Raw genomic sequence first — 17,837 nt, forward strand, 5'->3', positions numbered from 1 at the left:
CTCTGATCCTGCCTTTCTTGTTGAGCCTGGGTCCGGGCTGCTGCCTCGCGGCTGGTATATGCTTGAGGTGGTGGCAACAGCGGATACAGCGGTGCTTCCCGGCAAACTCTACGTAGACTATGGCCACGGCTATACAGAGTTAGAGTCTATCTCGCTGCCCATCGAGTCTGGCCGCTTGTCCAAGCGGCTTTGCTACTTTCCCTCTCGTGTCCATGCGTTACGCTTTGATCCATGTGACTTTCCCGCCCTGATTCAGATTGGGCAGTTTGTTTTGGCCAAGGTGACCGCTGGTTTTGCGGTCCGCTGTATGGCACGGAAGCTGGTTAACGCAGGCCTGATGGAATCTCATCCGGCGGCGAAGGCACTGGGGCGAGAGGCTTTGTGGGCGGAATATGATGCGTTGTTTGTTCGTCGCTCACTCTCAGGTTATGAAGCGCAAATAAAGCTCGAGGGCGCGCGTTTTACTAAGCCGAATGTTACTCGTGAGCTTGATGGGCTAACTATTTCACCTTTGATTTCTGTCGTTGTTCCGGTATTTAACCCCCCAATTCAGCATTTAGTCTCCTGCCTCGATTCTGTTCTTGCGCAGTCTTATCCCCATTGGCAACTGTGTATTGCGGATGATGCGTCCAGTGATCCTGAAGTGGCCAAGACTTTGCGACGCTATGCAGAATTGGATTCCCGTATTCAGTTTATTCAGCGTGTGGAAAATGGACATATTTGTGCGGCCAGTAATACTGCTTTGTCGTTGGCAAAAGGCGACTATGTGGCCTTTCTGGATCATGATGACTGCTTGTTCGAGCACGCTTTGCTGGAGGTGGTCAGTACCATTCAGGCGCACCCGGAAGCTGAGCTTCTGTATTCTGATGAAGACTTTATAGATGAAGACGGCCGCCGTTTTGCGCCTCATTACAAATCTGATTGGAATCCGGCGCTGGCGCTCTCGCATAATTATGTCACCCATCTGGCCGTTTATCGTCATTCATTAATCCAATCTGTGGGTGGTTTTCGTGAGGGTGCCGGTGTTGAAGGTGCGCAAGATTACGACCTGTTGCTACGCTGTTCTGCAAAAATAGCACCGGAAAATATTGTGCATATCCCGCGAGTTCTGTACCACTGGCGAGCTCATCAGGGATCCACGGCGCTCGGTTCTGACCAAAAGTCATACACTTCTGCTGCGGGTGAAAAGGCGTTGCAGGATCACCTGAATGCAATGGGTATTTTGGGGGAAGTACTGCCGACAGACGATGATAATTTATATCGGATTGAATACCCGGTTCAGGGAGAGCCGCTTGTCAGCTTGTTGATTCCCACGCGGGATATGCTCGAAGTCTTACAGCCCTGTGTGGAATCTATTCTGGCATGCTCGACCTATCAGAATTTCGAAATACTAATTCTCGATAACCAGAGTGTTACATCTGATGCGCTCGACTGGTTTCAGGCGATTCAGCAGCAGGATTCCCGGATCCGGGTGCTTCCGTATGATCGCCCGTTTAACTATTCCGCGATCAATAATTTCGGTGCGGCTCATGCCCGGGGCGAAATACTTGGGCTGATCAATAACGACATTGAAGTAATTACTCCAGGCTGGTTAGAAGAGCTGGTGTCTTTAGCGCAGCAGCCGGAGAATGGCTGCGTTGGTGCGTTGCTGTATTATCCGGACGATACAGTGCAACACGCAGGCGTCATTCTGGGGCTGGGTGGTTATGCGGCACACTCCCACCGCGGCTCGCCGCGCACGAGTCAGGGCTATTTCAATCGCTTGAAGGTACGACAAAATCTGAGTGCGGTAACTGGTGCTTGCCTGTTTGTACGTAAGTCTATTTACCACAAGGTTGGTGGTTTGGATGAGGCTTATGCGGTGGCCTATAACGACGTTGACTTTTGCCTGCGCGTGCAAGCGGCTGGTTACCTTAATGTATTTACACCATTTGCCGAACTCTACCACCACGAAAGCAAATCCCGAGGGCAAGAAGATACTCCAGAAAAGATTGCCCGCTTTGATGAGGAAAAGGCCCGGCTGGCAGAGCGCTGGGATGCACTGTTAAAGCGCGACCCATTTTATAACCCCAACCTTACGCATTCGCGTGAGGATTTTTCCCTGAGGGAAGTAGTTTAATGAACCCTTTGGTTTTTATTCATGTGCCTAAAACTGCGGGTACCAGTTTCCGGTTTGGTGTAGATCAGTTGCTGGGCGCTGATCGTGTCGTGCGTGACTACGGTCCGCAGTCACCAGAGACAAGCTCTATAGTGCGCGATTGGGTATTGAATCAGCGCGATCTCTGGCAGTTCCGGCGCGAGTTTGATAATGGCGGTTACCATTTTATAACAGGTCACTTTAATGCCCAGAGGTATGTGCCTGCGTTTGGTGTACAGCGTTGTTTCACCTTTCTGCGAGATCCTGTGCAGCGTGTTTACTCCGAGTATCAGCATTTCGTGCGTAACTATGAGTACAAACAGGATTTCCCTACCTTCTACCGGTCAGCGCCATTCATTAATCGGCAGCTGAGAATGTTCGATAACGTATCCTGGCCTGCTCTGGGTATGATTGGCTTTACCGAGTATTACCGTGAGTCCCTTGAATTTGTCGAGGCTAAATTCGGGTTGTCGGTTCCGCTTCTGGAAGAGAATAGGGGGCGAGATAATGTTCGCGAATATGAGATCCCGGCAGATCAGCTTGAGGAAGTGAAGAAAATTAATCAAAGGGATATTCGTTTTTACGACGCTGCTTTGGAGCAATTTCAGTGGCGATGTCAATTGAAGAATGCGGGAAAGACCTTTACTGCGGGTGAAGTACGCGAGGTTCGCGATGGTAAGCTGTATGGCTGGGCTGCGCCAGAGACTGGGGATGCGCCGGCCAAAATCGAAATTTTAGTAAATGGTACGGTGCACGCGCAGGTTTTCGCCAGGCTTGATCGGCCCGGGTTGCGCGCACAAGGGGTTATGCGTAATGGCCAGGTTGGTTTTGTTGCCGATCTGCCAAGGGTCGAGACTGGACAAGAGATTGTTTGCAGAGTGGCTGATACTGGGCAGATACTCCCAAATACCTATCAGTTAGTTTGAGTAATCACAGCTTTGTCGTGTGAATGTGATCAAATTACTCCCCGTTCCCACTGGGAATTCGATAATACCTGACCGGGGATGGATGGCGAGGCGTGCGGATAGCGGTCTCCAGAGAGGTAGAGTTTGAGACCAATACGCAATATCTTTCGGTTAAAACCGAATGGCTTACCTCTTATTGGAGGTAGTAGAGCTAGGCCCATACTGAGATGGCAGGGCCGCTTGCCAGGTAAAGGTTGGCACATGTTTGAGTTCCAGCTGGCCGACGCCAGAGGTGCTCGGCACGTACAATTGCGAGTAGATTGCGGAGCGGGGTTTGATCCAGCGCTCTCAGTTACATTGCCGCTGCGTCGGGGCAAAGTAGCTAAGCGAATTTGCTATTTTCCAGCCCGGGTTCATGCGCTGGAGCTTGAAGTTGCCGGTCCAAATGATGAAGAGTCTTCGGAACTCTATCCTTTCGCTGAGTCAGAAGTCTCTCACTGCTACCTTGCATGGCTCGCCCCGCATTTTGCCCGTGACCGACTGTGTCAGCGGCTGGCCAATATGCACCGTAATTTTCGCGCTCAGAGTAAGGGCTCTGTTCGCACTGCATTAAAGCGTGAAGCAATAGCCAAAGGGCGCAGTTGGCGTTCTGTGGCGTTGGCCCATTATGGGGAAACCTTCCATAAACGCTGTCCTGAAGCGGGTTACTCCGAGTGGCTTGCCCAGGTAGAGGTCGATCAGGTTCCCGGTAGCAAAGAAATTTCCGCCTTTTTGGCCAGCATGGATAAAGCGACGGAATTCGTCATACGCCTGCGGTTCTCGCTGCAAAATGCGGAATACGCATTGCAGGCTGCGTGCTCGGTGCTAGCGCAATCGTATCCATATTGGCACCTTGCGGTGGAAATTTGCCCGATCCTTGAGCAAGCTGGACACCCTGCTCTCGAGGACTTTTATACTGCAATCAAGAATGACCCTCGTGTTGTGGTAGTAGATGCGAAATTGCCCTTGCCAAAGTTCGGTGAATCCGAAACCAGTTATCAGTTTTTCTCTGAACTTCCGGGTTCGGGCCGTTTGCATATTCATGCCCTTTACACAGCTGCTCAATCAATCAGTGAGAGTCCGGATGCGAAACTACTGTATACCGATACCGATGGTCTAAATCGGGTTGGTGGTAGGGAAGCGCCGCTCTTCAAGCCTGGCTGGAATCCGGATCTATTACTTGCTTACAACTACATAGGGCAGTGCTGCTTTTTTCGGCAGGATCTTTTGGAACGTCTGGGAGGCGGTTTTCCAGCAGGGCAAGGGGCGTCGGTGTATGCCAATTTAATGCGCTGCCGTGATCTTTTGTCTGAATCGGAAATCGTGCATGTTCCGCGGGTTCTCTATCACCAGAAGCGGTTAGCCGAAGCTGATTTGGAAATCCTTTGCACGGAAGAGCGTGAGAGTTTGAAGAGGTATGTACGGGAAATAGGCGGGGGTAAGAGCACAGTTTTCCTGGATGTCCATCAGCCATACTCTTTACAGTGCTCGGCAGTTGCCCGCCACCATTGGCCGTTGCCCGAGCCGGCACCAATGGTTAGTTTGCTTGTACCCACCCGGGATGGTGTAGATATCCTGCGTCAATGTGTGGATTCGATTCTGGAAAAAACGCTATACCCAAATTTTGAAATACTGGTTCTGGATAACCAGAGCCGTTGTTCGGAGACGTTGGCCTACTTCGAGAGTGTGCAGTCCGACTCGCGGGTGCGTGTGCACCGCTGGAATCATCCGTTTAATTATTCTGCCATCAATAATTATGGTGTTACTTTGGCGCGGGGCTCGATGTTGGGGTTGATCAATAATGACATTGAGGTGATTACACCTGGTTGGTTGTGCGAAATGGTTTCTCAGGCCTGCCGAGAAGACATTGGTTGTGTGGGCGCGAAGCTGTATTACGGTAACGATACGGTGCAACATGGAGGAGTAATTTTAGGAATCGGTGGTACAGCTGGGCACAGTCACAAATATGCCTTGCGCGAAGCTCCGGGTTATATGGGGCGTCTACAGGCTGTGCAAAATTTGTCCGCAGTGACTGGTGCCTGTCTTTTGCTCCGGAAGTCTGTTTTCGAAGAGGTGGGGGGGCTTAACGAGAAGGATCTGGCAGTTGCCTATAACGATGTGGATCTTTGCCTGAAGGTGCGTGAAGCGGGTTACCGTAACCTTTGGACCCCCCATGCCGAGCTTTATCATCATGAATCCTTGTCGCGAGGTGCCGACGATACGTTGGCCAAGCGCCGTCGTGCGCAGCGCGAGGCTGACTATATGCGCCGCCGTTGGGGGGCGCAGTTGGACTCGGATCCGGCTTATAATCCCAACCTGACCCTGATTTACGAAGATTTTTCACTGGCCTGATCACGCACGGGGTCATCTGGTATTGCCCATGGGCGTGACAGATGACCTTTGGCATAATCGTTGCGGCCCTCATTATTATTTCCCCTTGCTTCGGGTATTTTAGCCGGACGGTTTGGTATTTTTATGGCGCTGACACAGATTGTAGTTGCCAGTATTTTCGCACTGCTGATCGGATCTCTGATCTTTACCCGGTTCCGCCCATCGCTGGTATTTGCGGGGGCGGCCGGTGTGTGTTTTTTGATCGGCTTGGTGCCGGCCGAGTCTGCGCTGCAAAAAGCGGTCAACCCGGGGTTGGTGACTCTGGTCGCCCTGATGCTGGTGTCCGTCGGGCTGGAAAAGGCCCGCTGGCTTCGAGCCATATCGGATCGCCTGATCAACGGCTCCCTGAAGCTCAGTTTGCTGCGGCTCACTGGTGCCACTGCCCTCAGCTCGGCCTTCCTGAATAACACCGCCGTGGTGGCGGCGCTGGCATCCAGTGTCAAATCCCAGCGCCGGCATCCTGCGGGCAAGTTGTTGTTGCCGCTTTCCTATGCCGCGATCCTCGGCGGTACGCTCACGCTTATCGGTACTTCTACCAACCTGATTGTGAACAGCTTTGTGCTCGACCGCGAGCAGCCGGGACTGGATTTCTTTGCGTTTTTGCCGATCGGGCTGGCCGTTACTGTGGTCGGGCTGGTGGTGTTGCTGCTGTGCAATCGCCTGCTGCCCCAGGGCCGCGGCGGTGCGGAGTCGGTGACCGAGTACCTGCTGGAGGCGGAGGTGACCCCGAATTCTCCACTGGATGGAAAAACCGTGGAGCAGAATGGCCTGCGCCAGCTGGAGACGCTGTATCTGGTGGAGATCGTGCGTGGGGGCAGGACCATCACGCCGGTGGCACCCAGCGAGATTATCCGCTCCGGGGACAAGCTGATTTTTAGTGGTGACGTGCGCGATGTGAGCCGCCTGCAGGATATTGAAGGCTTGCACCAGTTTGCGCTGGAAGATGACAAGCTGGAGCTGGATCTGCTGGAGGTCGTGCTTACCCCCAGTTCCAGCATCCTCGGTGAAACCCTGAAGAGCTGCCAGTTCCGTACCCGCTTTGATGCGGCGGTAGTGGCCATGCGCCGCGGTGGTGAGCGCCTTTCGGGCAAGCTCGGGGAGATCGAGCTGCGCGCTGGCGATGCTTTGCTGCTGGCGGTGGGGCCCGACTTCAAGCACCACCGCAATATCGACAAGAACTTCTACGTGGTGAGCGGCAAAGGTGTGCAGCGGCAGCTGTCCAGCCGGGACAGTTGGCTGCTGGCCATTGGCTTTACTGCGGTGGTAGCTGGTGCGGCCGTTGGTCTGTTCTCGCTGCTTAAGGGCTTACTGGTGCTGCTGGGGGGGATGATTGCCCTTGGCATCGTGAGTACCACTGAGCTGCAGCGCCGCTTCCCATTCCAGATCTGGCTGATTATCACCAGCGCCCTGGTGCTGGCCGAGGCATTTTCGGGCAGTGGTTTGGCGGCGTTACTGGCAGGCGGGTTGCGGGATCTGGTCGAGGACGCCGGGCCCTATGTGGCACTGATCGGTATCTTCCTGTTGACCCTGGCACTGACTGAGTTGATGACCAACAACGCTGCCGCGGCACTGGCATTCCCCCTGGCCTGGAGCCTCGCAGACAGTTTCGGGGTGAGCTGGATGCCCTTTGTGATGGCGGTGGCCTATGGGGCCAGTGCCAGCTTCCTGACACCGTTCGGATACCAGACAAACCTGATGGTACAGAACCTTGGCGGCTACCAGCTGAAAGATTTTCTGCGTGCGGGCCTGCCGCTGACGATTGCCTATAGTGTGACTGTGCTGACTCTTTTACCATGGGTGTTTCCCTTCGCAGGCTGATCGGCCGGTGAGCGTTCGGTAGTACTCGGCATTGAGCAGGTTGTGGTGAATCAGGCAGCAGTGAAAACGCATTTTGTGGTGGAAGAGGGGCCCAATCCCTCATCCGACTATTTCGTGTTGCCCTTTCTGGATGCGAGCGGCGCTTCGGTCACTCGATATTCGTTCAATCAGCTCCCCTCTGCCGAGCAGCTGCGCGGTGCGGATGTGACCTTTGTCCGCTATGTGCCGGCCAGTTGGCAGCGGTTGCTGGAAGCCCACCGGCACCACATCGCTTCGCTCAATTTCTTCATGGATGACGACCTGTTCCACTGGCCCGCCTTTGCGCGCATGCCGCTGCGTTACCAGTGGAAGCTGCTGCGTTATAGCTGGTCGAAGCGCCGCTGGTTGCGAAAGATGGGGGCACAGCTGCAGGTATCAACGCCGTATTTGCAGCAGCGTTATGCCGGCTGGTCGCCCCGGTTGCTCTCACCGCAAACACCGCCGCAGCTGCGGGATTGTGTGTGGGGCACGTCCGCTGGGACTTCCGCTGAGGATCCCTCTGGCCCGGTGACCCTGTTCTACCACGGCTCTGCCTCCCATGGCCGGGATCTTGAATGGCTGCGCCCGGTGATCGGAGAGGTTTTGCACCGCAACCCGCGCCTGGTGTTTGAGGTGATCGGCAATCACGCGGTGAACCGCCTGTTTCGCGGCTTGCCGCGGGTGCACGTGATCCACCCGATGAAGTGGCCAAGTTACCAGGCGCTGATCCGGCGGCCGGGCCGCGCGATCGGCCTGGCGCCGTTGCTGGACAGCGCCTTCAACCGTGCGCGTTCGCATACGAAATTTCTGGATATCACCCTGGCTGGCGCTGTGGGTATTTACGCTGAGGGGCCGGTATACGGTTCCGTTGTTCAACATGGGCAAAATGGCCTGCTCCTGCCGATGCAGCAGGGGGCATGGGTCGATGCCATTCTCAAATTATCAGGAGAGCCGCAATTGCGTCTTAGTTTGTTAGAGGGCGCACGCGAGTGTCTGTAACCGGTTTTTGTTCCTGGGGTATGCGCGGGCTCAAGCATTTGAGTGCGCTGCTGGAATCGCCCTGCCGCTATTTTCCAATTCAGCCGGGCAGGGATGTTACTCAGGTCGCCGTCTGGGGGCGCAAGCCGAGTGGCGAGCGGGCGCGGGCGGTGGCTGCGCGCACCGGGCTGCCACTGGTGCAGGTGGAGGACGGCTTCCTGCGCTCGTTCGGCCTGGGTGTGGATAAAGCGCCGCTGCACAGCCTGGCTGTGGATTACTCGGGCATTTATTACGATGCCACGGGGCCGAGCGACCTTGAGTCCCTGATTGCACAAGCGCCTTTTCCTGCGGAGGAGCTTTCGCGGGCGCGGGCCTGCATGAGTTTGCTGCGCGAGCACCGCTTGTCCAAGTACAACCGCGGTGAGGACAAGGCAATAACCTGGCCGGATGAGCGGCCGCGTATCCTGGTGGTGGATCAAACCTATGGCGATGCATCGGTCAACTACGGTTGTGCTGACGAAAGCACCTTCGTGGCCATGCTGGAGGCTGCCATTGCTGAAAACCCGGATGCAGAGGTGGTGGTTAAAACCCACCCCGATGTTATTGCAGGCAACAAGCGTGGCTATCTGACCGACGCGGCCGCCGCGCGCGGTTGCCGGATCTGGGCGGAAGACACCAGTCCCTGGGCTCTGCTCGACGGGGTGGAACGGGTGTATGTGGTCACCAGCCAGATGGGGTTTGATGCACTTCTCGCCGGCAAGCCGGTGCATTGTTTTGGCATGCCGTTCTATGCCGGCTGGGGGCTGACGGAAGATGCGCAGTCGTGCATGCGCCGCGGGCAGACGCGCTCGCTGGAGCAGGTATTTGCTGCGGCCTATCTGCGCTACTGCCGCTATATCAATCCCTATACCGGAATGCGCTGCACGCTCGAGGATACGATCCGCCTGCTCGCGGAACAGAAGCGGTGTGGCCAGCGCCTGCAGGCCAGCTGGCTGGCCCTGGGCTTTTCCCGCTGGAAGCGCGGGTTTGTGCCGGACTTTCTGGGGCGCCCGGGCACCCTGGAATTTGCGGACAGTGACCCGCAGCAGCTGAATGGCCGCGACAGGGAAGTGCGTGTAGTGACCTGGGCCAGCAGCCTTACCCGGGAAATTACCGAAACCTGCAAAAAAAGAGGGCTGCACCTGTGGCGCCTGGAGGATGGGTTCTTGCGTTCGGTCGGCCTTGGCTCGGATCTGGTACGCCCGCTGTCGCTGGTGCTGGACGCTTCCGGCATTTATTACGATGCCTCCTCGCGCTCGGACCTGGAAGGCCTGCTGAGTAAGGGGGTGTTCACTCCGGCGCTCCTGGATCGTGCCGCGGCGCTGCGCAAACAGCTGGTGGAACAGCGCCTCTGCAAGTACAACCTGGCGGTGCCAGCGACCGCCGACGGGCTCGCGCTGCCGGAAAACAAAACCATCATTCTTGTTCCGGGCCAGGTGGAAACCGATGCGTCCATCGCCCACGGTTCGCCGTGGATCAAGAACAACCGGCAGCTGCTCGCGGAAGTGCGCCGTGCCAACCCTTATGCCTTCATCATTTACAAACCCCACCCGGATGTACTGGCGGGCGGGCGCGTGGGCGAGCTGGCCGCGGATGAAGAAGGCCTGTTTGATTGCCTGGTGACTCACCTCTCCATGCCGCAGCTGCTGGAACAGGTGGATGAAGTGCACACCCTGTGCTCCCTGAGTGGCTTTGAGGCACTGCTGCGGGGCGTGAAAGTGGTTACTTACGGACTGCCTTTTTATGCCGGGTGGCGGCTTACGGAAGATCGCCTGCTGGCGGGCGGCAAGGCCGGGGCGCCGGAGGCGCTGCAGGTGCTGGCGTCGGTCAGCCGCTGTAAAAAGGCCCGCGGCCGCGCGCTTTCCCTGGACGAACTGGTGGCGGCGACACTGATCCTGTATCCCACCTATGTGGATCCCACAAGTGGCGATATTGTGGATGCGGAAACGGCAATGGCGCTTCTGCAGGCCCAGCGGGAGGGATCCGCGGAAGGCGGCGCGCGCAGATGGATCTATCGCCAGGTGCGCAACCGGTTTTTCCGCAGGTAGGAACCTGACACCAGTGTCATTCCGGCCTTGAGCCGGAATCCAGAGTGCCAGGCGAGGCCGCGGCGGATTCCCGCTTTCGCGGGAATGACGAGTTATAACGAGAAACGACGATTTATTCATCGCGCTGAGGATTTACGTGAATCCCGTGTTTTTCAGAAAAATATACCTCCTGCCCAAGTGGCTCTTCGAGCTGCTTTCCTGGGGCAAGAGTTTCAGAAATAACCCCATTATCGGCAGCTATTTATTGAATCGGTGCGGGCTCCATATCGCGAGAATAGTGCTCGCGCATGGGCTGTTCAGGTTTCGCTTGCTGCTGTTGTCGCCACTGGTGCCGGCAGGGGATCGCCGCCAGTTCATTCAGCACGGTTATATCCTGAAACCAGATTTTTTGCCCGAGGCCGAATTCGAGGCGTTGGCCCGTGAATTGCAGAGTTACCACGGTGAGATTCGCGAGACAGTAGAGGGCACCACGCTCACCGAGCGGGCCTTTATGACAGCGGATGTGCGGCAAAACCTTCCCGGGATGCAGGCTTTTGCCGAGCGCCCGGCGCTGGATCGCCTGATGCGCTACTGCTCATCCAAGAACCGCCCACCGCTGTTTTACGTGGAAAACCTGTGCAATCAGGCCAATGTCACCCCGCGTGCCGATCCCCAGCGGGATATGCACGCGGATACCTTCCATCCGTGTGTGAAAGGGTGGCTGTATCTGGATGATGTGGACGATAGCAACGGGCCTTTTGTCTACGTGCCCGGCTCACACCGGTTGAGTTGGTCTCGGCTGAAATGGGAGTACCGGCAGAGCCTGGAAGCCTGCAAGAAGGGCCGTGACCGGCAGGCAGGGCGCTACTGGGATGGCTCCTTCCGGGTAACCGAGGCTGAGCTGGGAGAGATGGGGCTTGCCCCGCAAAAGTTCTGTGTGCCGCGCAACACACTATTGATAGCGAATGTTTACGGCTTTCACCGGCGCGGTGAGGCGATGGCGAAGTCCCAGCGGATGACGGTCTGGATGCAGGCGCGGGATAACCCGTTCAATCCGCTGTTCACATTTTGGCCGCGGGCAACGGCAGGCCTGTTTGAATCCGTGTGGTCAAGGGTGCTGGCTCGTCTCGATGGTCCGCGTATCGCCAGCGGTGAGCAGCGCAAATTTGGTGGCCGCTTCACTCGCGGCGGCTAATTCATCGAATTCGCCGAGACACGCTGTTACAAAGTATGTAGACTGTCACGTCAATTTTGAGACGTGATTCTCGTTTGGTTTTTGAATATTCTGGCCCCGGCTTGGGGCAGCTTGCTTTATTTTGGGGCGCGACGATTGCGCCCCGTTAACAAGTAGTGCTCCAGGGGAGCGGCAATTGCAGTGCCGCGGAGCTTTGTGGGGAACCATGTCAGGGGTCTTGTTTTTACAGGGGCCGCTCGGGCCTTTTTTTGCCCGTTGCGCGCGCCATTATTCCGCGCTGGGCGTAAAAACCCACAAAATCAATTTCAACGGCGGCGATCGGTTTTACGCCTGGGCGGATGAGCTGGTGGATTATTCCGCGGGGCCTGCGGGCTGGCCGGAATACCTATATGGCTACATCCGCCAGAACGACATCGGCACCGTGGTGGTTTACGGCGATTGCCGCTATTACCACCGGGAAGCCCGCGCTGTTTGCGAGGACCTGGGCGTCCGCTTCTGGGCATTTGAAGAGGGTTACCTGCGCCCGGACTTCGTGACACTGGAGTCTGGCGGAGTCAATGCTAACTCCCCCCTGGACTGGTCACGCAAGGCCATCGATGGCTATCGCCCACACAACCGGAAAACGGAAGTGCAGGTCGGCCAGACCTTCTGGCAGCGGGCACAGTTTGCGATTCTCTATTATCTGGCCACACGCCTCGCGCGCCGGCAGTTCCCCTACTATCGCCATCACCGCACCCGCAACTGGCTCCAGGAAGCGGGCTGCTGGGTGCTCAGTTTCTACCGTAAGGGCTTGTACCGGTTTACCCAGCGTAAATACACCGAGTCTCTGACCCGCAAGCACAGTGGTGAATATTTCATCTACCCCCTGCAGACCGCGGATGATTTCCAGATTCGCGCGCACTCCGATTACCGTTCCATTGAGGACTCCATCCGGCAGGTGGTCGCGTCGTTTGCGGCCAATGCGGCATCCCATGAGCTGTTGGTGATCAAGCACCACCCGATGGATCGCGGGTTTTGCCATTACGGGCGTTTGATTCGCGCACTGGCGCGCGAGCACAGGGTGGCTGGCCGTGTGGTGTATTGCCACGACCTGCACCTGCCTACGCTGCTGGATCACGCAAAGGGTGTTGTTACGATCAATAGCACGGTGGGTATTTCGGCGCTGTTGCACCGTGTGCCGACTGTGACCCTTGGACGGGCGTTGTACGACCTGCCGGAGTTGACTCACCAGGGCAGCTTGGACACCTTTTGGCAGCAGCCCGCGCCAGTAAACCCGGCACTGTTCAAGGCCTTCCGTACCTACCTCTACGAGAAGACCCAGCTGGATGGCAGCTTTTACAAGTCGGTGGAAACCGCGGTAGAAGCGGCTTGCCAGCGTATGATGCCGGTTGTGCTTCCAGAGACGGCCCTGCCGGTGGAAGAGCGCGAAGAGGAATACCTGGCGGCCTGAACTGGGCCCGCCTTTCGTGCCGGTTAAAAAATAAACTGGCACTCTTGCGCCAAACTGGTAGACTGCGCAGCCTCTTGTCCCCCCGCCCAACTGGCGGCTGCAAGCGGGACATTAGTCAAAAAGGGTAACAGACCTCCTCGCCACAGGCCCCTGTCGTAGAGTTGAATGAGCTTGAAATAGCGGTGCTATTAATGGGCTTCTTCGCCTTGCCCTGCAATCCTCAGCCTTGCGCTATGGTTACCCCATTGGGTAATTAGCCGGGCCCGGCCCCCCTATGTAAATTCAAGTGAATTCAAAATGACCGATAATTCCGCACCAGCTGGTTTTGACCAGTTGGGATTGCCTACTGAAATTCTTAATGCCGTTACCAAACTGGGTTACGAGACGCCGTCTCCCATCCAGGCGCAGACCATCCCGTCACTGCTGGATGGCCGCGATGTATTGGGCCAGGCGCAGACTGGTACCGGTAAAACCGCAGCCTTTGCGCTGCCGCTGCTGGCCAGCCTCGACCTGAAAGACAAGCGCCCCCAGGCGCTGGTACTGGCACCGACCCGTGAACTGGCCATTCAGGTGGCAGAAGCCTGCCAGTCTTACGCGGCCAACCTCAAGGGTTTCCACGTCGCCCCCATCTATGGTGGCGCCGACTACCGTGGCCAGATCCAGCAACTGAAGCGCGGCGTGCAGCTGATCGTGGGCACCCCGGGCCGTGTAATGGATCATATGCGCAAGGGCACCCTGGACCTGTCTTCCCTGAAGATGCTGGTGCTGGACGAAGCCGACGAAATGCTGCGCATGGGCTTCATCGACGACGTGAAATGGGTACTGGAGCAGATTCCGGAAGAGCGCCAGATTGCGCTGTTCTCTGCCACCATGCCGCGCGAAGTTGCCTCCATTGCCCGTGAGCACCTGCGCAACCCGGTCGAAGTAAAGATCAAGGTCAAGACCGAGACCGCCGAGACCATCCGCCAGCGTTACTGGCCGGTGGGCGGCCTGCACAAGATGGACGCACTGACCCGGATTCTCGAAGCCGAGCCGGTGGACGCCACCATCATTTTCGTGCGCACCAAGAACGCTACGGTGGAAGTCGCCGACAAGCTCGCGGCCCGCGGCTTCGCCAGTGCGGCACTGAATGGTGATATGGCGCAGGGTATGCGTGAACAGGTGATCGAGAAGCTCAAGGCGGGCAAGCTCGATATCGTGGTCGCTACCGATGTTGCCGCGCGCGGCCTGGATGTGAAACGCATCAGCCACGTGATCAACTACGACATTCCTTACGATACCGAAGCCTACATCCACCGTATCGGCCGTACCGGCCGCGCCGGGCGCGAAGGTGACGCGATCCTGTTTGTGGCGCCGCGCGAGCAGCGCATGCTGCGCACCATTGAGCGCGCAACCAAGAAGGCCATCGAACGCCTGGATCTGCCGACAGCGGCAGCCGTGAATGCTTCCCGTATGGAAAAATTCCAGCAGAAGATCACTTACACCATGGCTGGCCGTCGCGACCTGGCGCCGTTCCGTGATCTGGTGGAGAAATTCCTGGAAAACAACGATGTCGACCCGCTGGATGTAGCGGCAGCACTCGCCGCCATGGCGCAGGGCGACCAGCCGCTGCTGCTGGATGAGCGCGAGCCGCGGCAGCGCGATTTCAATGATCGCGGTGACCGCGACTTTGATGACCGCAAGCGCAACAAGCGTGAAAAGGGCGACCGCAAGGTCTTTGACAAGGACAGCAAGCGCATCCCGTCTCCGGACGAAGGCAAAGAGCGTTACCGCATTGAAGTAGGCCGTGAGCACGGCGTGCGCCCGGGCAGCATCGTCGGCGCTATCGCCAACGAAGTGGATCTGGACAGCTCCTACATCGGCCGTATCGAGATCTACCCGGATTACACGACCGTGGATCTGCCGGAAGGCATGCCAGCGGAAATTTTCCAGCACCTGAAAAAGGTGCGCGTGAATGGCCGGCCGATGAACATCGCCCGTTTTGACGAATCAAAAGTCAAAACCGGTGGCGCTCCGAAGTTTGCGCCGAAGAAGCGCAAGCCGAAGAAATCTTTTGACTGATTACAGTTGAGGGACACTTCCTCGCCAATGAAAAAGGGCACCCCACGGGGCGCCCTTTTTTTATGTGCTCGCTACATGGATTCCCGACTGGGCGCATCGGCACCATTTTTCCGGCTTGCATGACTGGATCGTTACGATGCCCCTGCCACCGTTCTTTGGAGTAAACGGGGCACAAATCACACTTTCTCGATTGTGGCTTAGAAACGACTTGCAGGGTTGGGGGCAAAGTTCGTCTACATTGAGCACAAAATTCAAATTGGCCGCTGTTACCACAGGGGAGAGCTGGGATTTTTGTGTTTTTTGTTAGATAAACATGGATAGATACATCGCATATGAGAATAAAAAACAATCAGTCTGCTTTCCTTTCAGCCATTTTGTCCAGCCTGCTCCTTACTGCCTGTGGCGGTGGCGGTGGCGGTGGTGATGAGGGTGGCAATGAGCCCCCTGAGCCGACTAACCAGGCACCTAGTGTCACTGTGGCTGCCATCTCCATTCGGGAAGGTGAGTCCGCGACGCTCAAGGCTACGGCATCGGATTCCGATGGGACTATCGCCTCTTATGCCTGGACGCAGAAGTCCGGGGTGTCTTTGGGCCTGTCTGGAGTGGCTACCGATACGGTCTCGATAACGGCACCCGCTGTGGCAGGTGATGCTAGTGCAGTTCTGGCAATTACGGTTACCGATGACGATGGCGCAGTTACTACCAAAGACGTGACGGTATCCATTATCGCTCATACGATGAGCGTTACAGTACAAGGCGTGGTGACCGACAACCCGGTGGCAAATGCAGAAGTTTCATTCAGTGTTGGCGATCAGGTTTTCTCGACCACCGCCGACAGTGCCGGAAACTACTCTATTTCAGTTGCTGTGGACGATAGCCGTACCTCGGATATGGTGAGGGCTGAGGCAACAAGCCTGAATGCCAGGCTCAAACTGGTTTCTTTGATGGGAACCTTTGAGACTTTGATGGAAGCTGCAGGGGAAGACGGCATTGTCTCGCGAGAAGAGCATTTGCCCGTAAATATCTCAAATTTAACCACGGCATTGGCGGCGCAGCTTGAGCGGGGGGAGCCGGGAAGCGTTTCCACTCAGGAGCAGCTTGCTGCAGGTAAAACCGCCCTTGACGGTGGCCAGGTTTTCCATTTGGGCGCATTGATCAAGCTGGTTCTGGACTACTCGGATTCTCCTGGCGTGACGATGCCTCAGGATACGCCGGATACTTATGCTCTGGCTGCAAACCCCGAGGTTGCTGCCAAACTGGCTGGTGACATACAGAAGAGTAGTCCCGCTATTTATCGGGCCGCACTGGATGCAATGGTTTCTGACCAGAGTCTTGTATTGGCTACTCTCCCGGATGTGTCTGCTATTCAAGATACGTATTACCTGACTACTTCCAGCCTGCACCCGGTTCCATTTGATAACGCCAACAATATACCTGCTGGTTATCGATTGAAGATTGAGCCACAGGGCAAGGGGGAGATTTCTGGCGGGCTTGGTGCAAGCAGCCTTACCTGGGCGGCAACGGCGGCAGGTCTTGAGATTGATGGTGCCGAGTTTGTGGCAAATACCGATATCAGCTATGACAATAACCTCGGGCAGATGGTCGAGGCACAACAGATCGTCAGGCCGGTTCTGATCAACTGGCTCGATCACGGGGCCGGAATCGACTGGATTTTAATCACTGGCGAGCAATATACCCGTTACCCGAATGGGGAATACCCACCTACGCAACCGGTTCGCACGACTGGTGCCGCTTTCGCGGTGCGAGATGCGGGTACTGGGAACCTGCCGGAAGCCCTGCAGATGGGTTTGGCACTGAGTATCCCATTGCCGACGTTGCCGGGGGTCGTGACTGATCCATCGCCAGAAAACCCGCAAGCCGACTTCGATATCCAGGCTGTACAGCTGATTTTTGCAGGTAACGCGGAAGTGGGCGGCAGCGTCACGATTAGTCAGGATTCCGTCTCTGGTACGGGTGCCCCCTCTTCGACACAAGTAAGTTCCGCGTGGACATTGGATGAAAAAGGGCATTTACGGATTGCCGATGTCATGGGGTATCCGGTGGAACTGGTGCTTCTTGAGAAGGATAACCAGAAGTCCCCGTTGGTTTTCGTGGAGATCACGGATGGTGCTGATAAGCGCTCTACCGCTGGTAAAGCCTATTTGAAAGAAGCCCCAGCTTGGACTGCGGCGAGTGCGGAAGGGATTTATCGCAATTCACTTGATTTCTTTGCACCGCTGCTGCCGTTCTGGTTTGAGGTTAATGCCGATGGCACTGCACTGACGGTATCGGGATGGGACCAGAACCAGGATGGTGAGTTGACGCAGGATGAGTTTTCATTAATGCCGGGGTACTGGCGGATTAACGATGAAGGCAATCTGCTCATTCGCCGATACCGGACCACGTCAGGAGGCACATGCCAGTCTGCTACCTGGGATCCCGCACCGAGTGAAGACTGTGTTCTTTACCATGAGAGGGAGTGGGTGCTGCACCAGGATATGGCCGAAGATGGCATAGGTTTGCGGCACTACCACCGCTTTTTCATGGATCCCTTCCTTGATCGCTCAATGGGCATTCCTGAAGAACACACATTTTATTTCGGGAGCATCTTCAATACTAAATTTGAGCGCGTCGAGGAAAGGCCGTACGCGATTCCCTCGCTTTAAATATTGCATCGCCCAAATTTTGCTTTGGTGATTGGGTATAAAAAAACCGCGCAGCTGCGCGGTTTTTTTTCTTGTGCGCTACCCACCTGAGAGCGCAAAAGCGGTTGAAACGG

10 protein-coding genes are annotated in these 17,837 nt (G+C 56.4%); all 10 read left to right on the top strand.

Going from position 1 to position 17,837, the window contains the following annotated elements; genetic code table 11:
• Positions 1-58: 58 nt before the first annotated feature.
• The 10 genes from ACNKU7_RS04415 to ACNKU7_RS04460 all read left to right on the top strand — a co-directional run bounded on the left by ACNKU7_RS04415 (position 59) and on the right by ACNKU7_RS04460 (position 17,724).
• Positions 59-2,119 carry a glycosyltransferase family 2 protein gene (locus ACNKU7_RS04415; protein WP_418295756.1) on the top strand — a complete coding sequence of 687 codons (2,061 nt, stop codon included), beginning with the start codon at positions 59-61 and terminating at the stop codon, positions 2,117-2,119.
• Positions 2,119-3,063: a sulfotransferase family protein gene (locus ACNKU7_RS04420; protein WP_418295757.1), complete on the top strand. Its 945-nt coding sequence runs from the start codon at positions 2,119-2,121 to the stop codon at positions 3,061-3,063. The genes ACNKU7_RS04415 and ACNKU7_RS04420 overlap by 1 nt, the downstream gene beginning before the upstream one ends.
• Before the next feature lie 240 nt (positions 3,064-3,303).
• Complete coding sequence (locus ACNKU7_RS04425; RefSeq protein WP_418295758.1) at positions 3,304-5,433, top strand: glycosyltransferase family 2 protein; 2,130 nt, start codon at positions 3,304-3,306, stop codon at positions 5,431-5,433.
• Between the two features lie 123 nt (positions 5,434-5,556).
• Positions 5,557-7,290, top strand: coding sequence for an SLC13 family permease (locus ACNKU7_RS04430; RefSeq protein WP_418295759.1), 1,734 nt, complete (start codon positions 5,557-5,559; stop codon positions 7,288-7,290).
• Positions 7,291-7,335: 45 nt separating this feature from the next.
• A complete protein-coding gene (locus tag ACNKU7_RS04435) occupies positions 7,336-8,307 on the top strand; it encodes a glycosyltransferase family protein (RefSeq protein WP_418295760.1) in 972 nt (323 codons plus the stop codon).
• On the top strand, positions 8,298-10,373 hold the full coding sequence (locus ACNKU7_RS04440) for a capsular polysaccharide biosynthesis protein (protein WP_418295761.1): 2,076 nt from the start codon (positions 8,298-8,300) through the stop codon (positions 10,371-10,373). Before ACNKU7_RS04435 ends, ACNKU7_RS04440 begins: the two co-directional genes overlap by 10 nt.
• A gap of 277 nt (positions 10,374-10,650) precedes the next feature.
• Complete coding sequence (locus tag ACNKU7_RS04445) at positions 10,651-11,547, top strand: phytanoyl-CoA dioxygenase family protein (protein ID WP_418295762.1); 897 nt, start codon at positions 10,651-10,653, stop codon at positions 11,545-11,547.
• Positions 11,548-11,752: 205 nt separating this feature from the next.
• The gene (locus ACNKU7_RS04450) at positions 11,753-12,997 is read left to right on the top strand and encodes a capsule biosynthesis protein (protein WP_418295763.1); all 1,245 of its coding nucleotides are present in this window, start codon (positions 11,753-11,755) and stop codon (positions 12,995-12,997) included.
• Between the two features lie 297 nt (positions 12,998-13,294).
• Complete coding sequence (locus tag ACNKU7_RS04455; protein ID WP_418295764.1) at positions 13,295-15,058, top strand: DEAD/DEAH box helicase; 1,764 nt, start codon at positions 13,295-13,297, stop codon at positions 15,056-15,058.
• A gap of 332 nt (positions 15,059-15,390) precedes the next feature.
• Positions 15,391-17,724, top strand: coding sequence for a PKD domain-containing protein (locus ACNKU7_RS04460; protein WP_418295765.1), 2,334 nt, complete (start codon positions 15,391-15,393; stop codon positions 17,722-17,724).
• The last annotated feature ends 113 nt before the right edge of the window (positions 17,725-17,837 follow it).

Origin of the sequence: Microbulbifer weihaiensis, from assembly GCF_048323715.1 — a bacterium.
Classification (GTDB): domain Bacteria; phylum Pseudomonadota; class Gammaproteobacteria; order Pseudomonadales; family Cellvibrionaceae; genus Microbulbifer.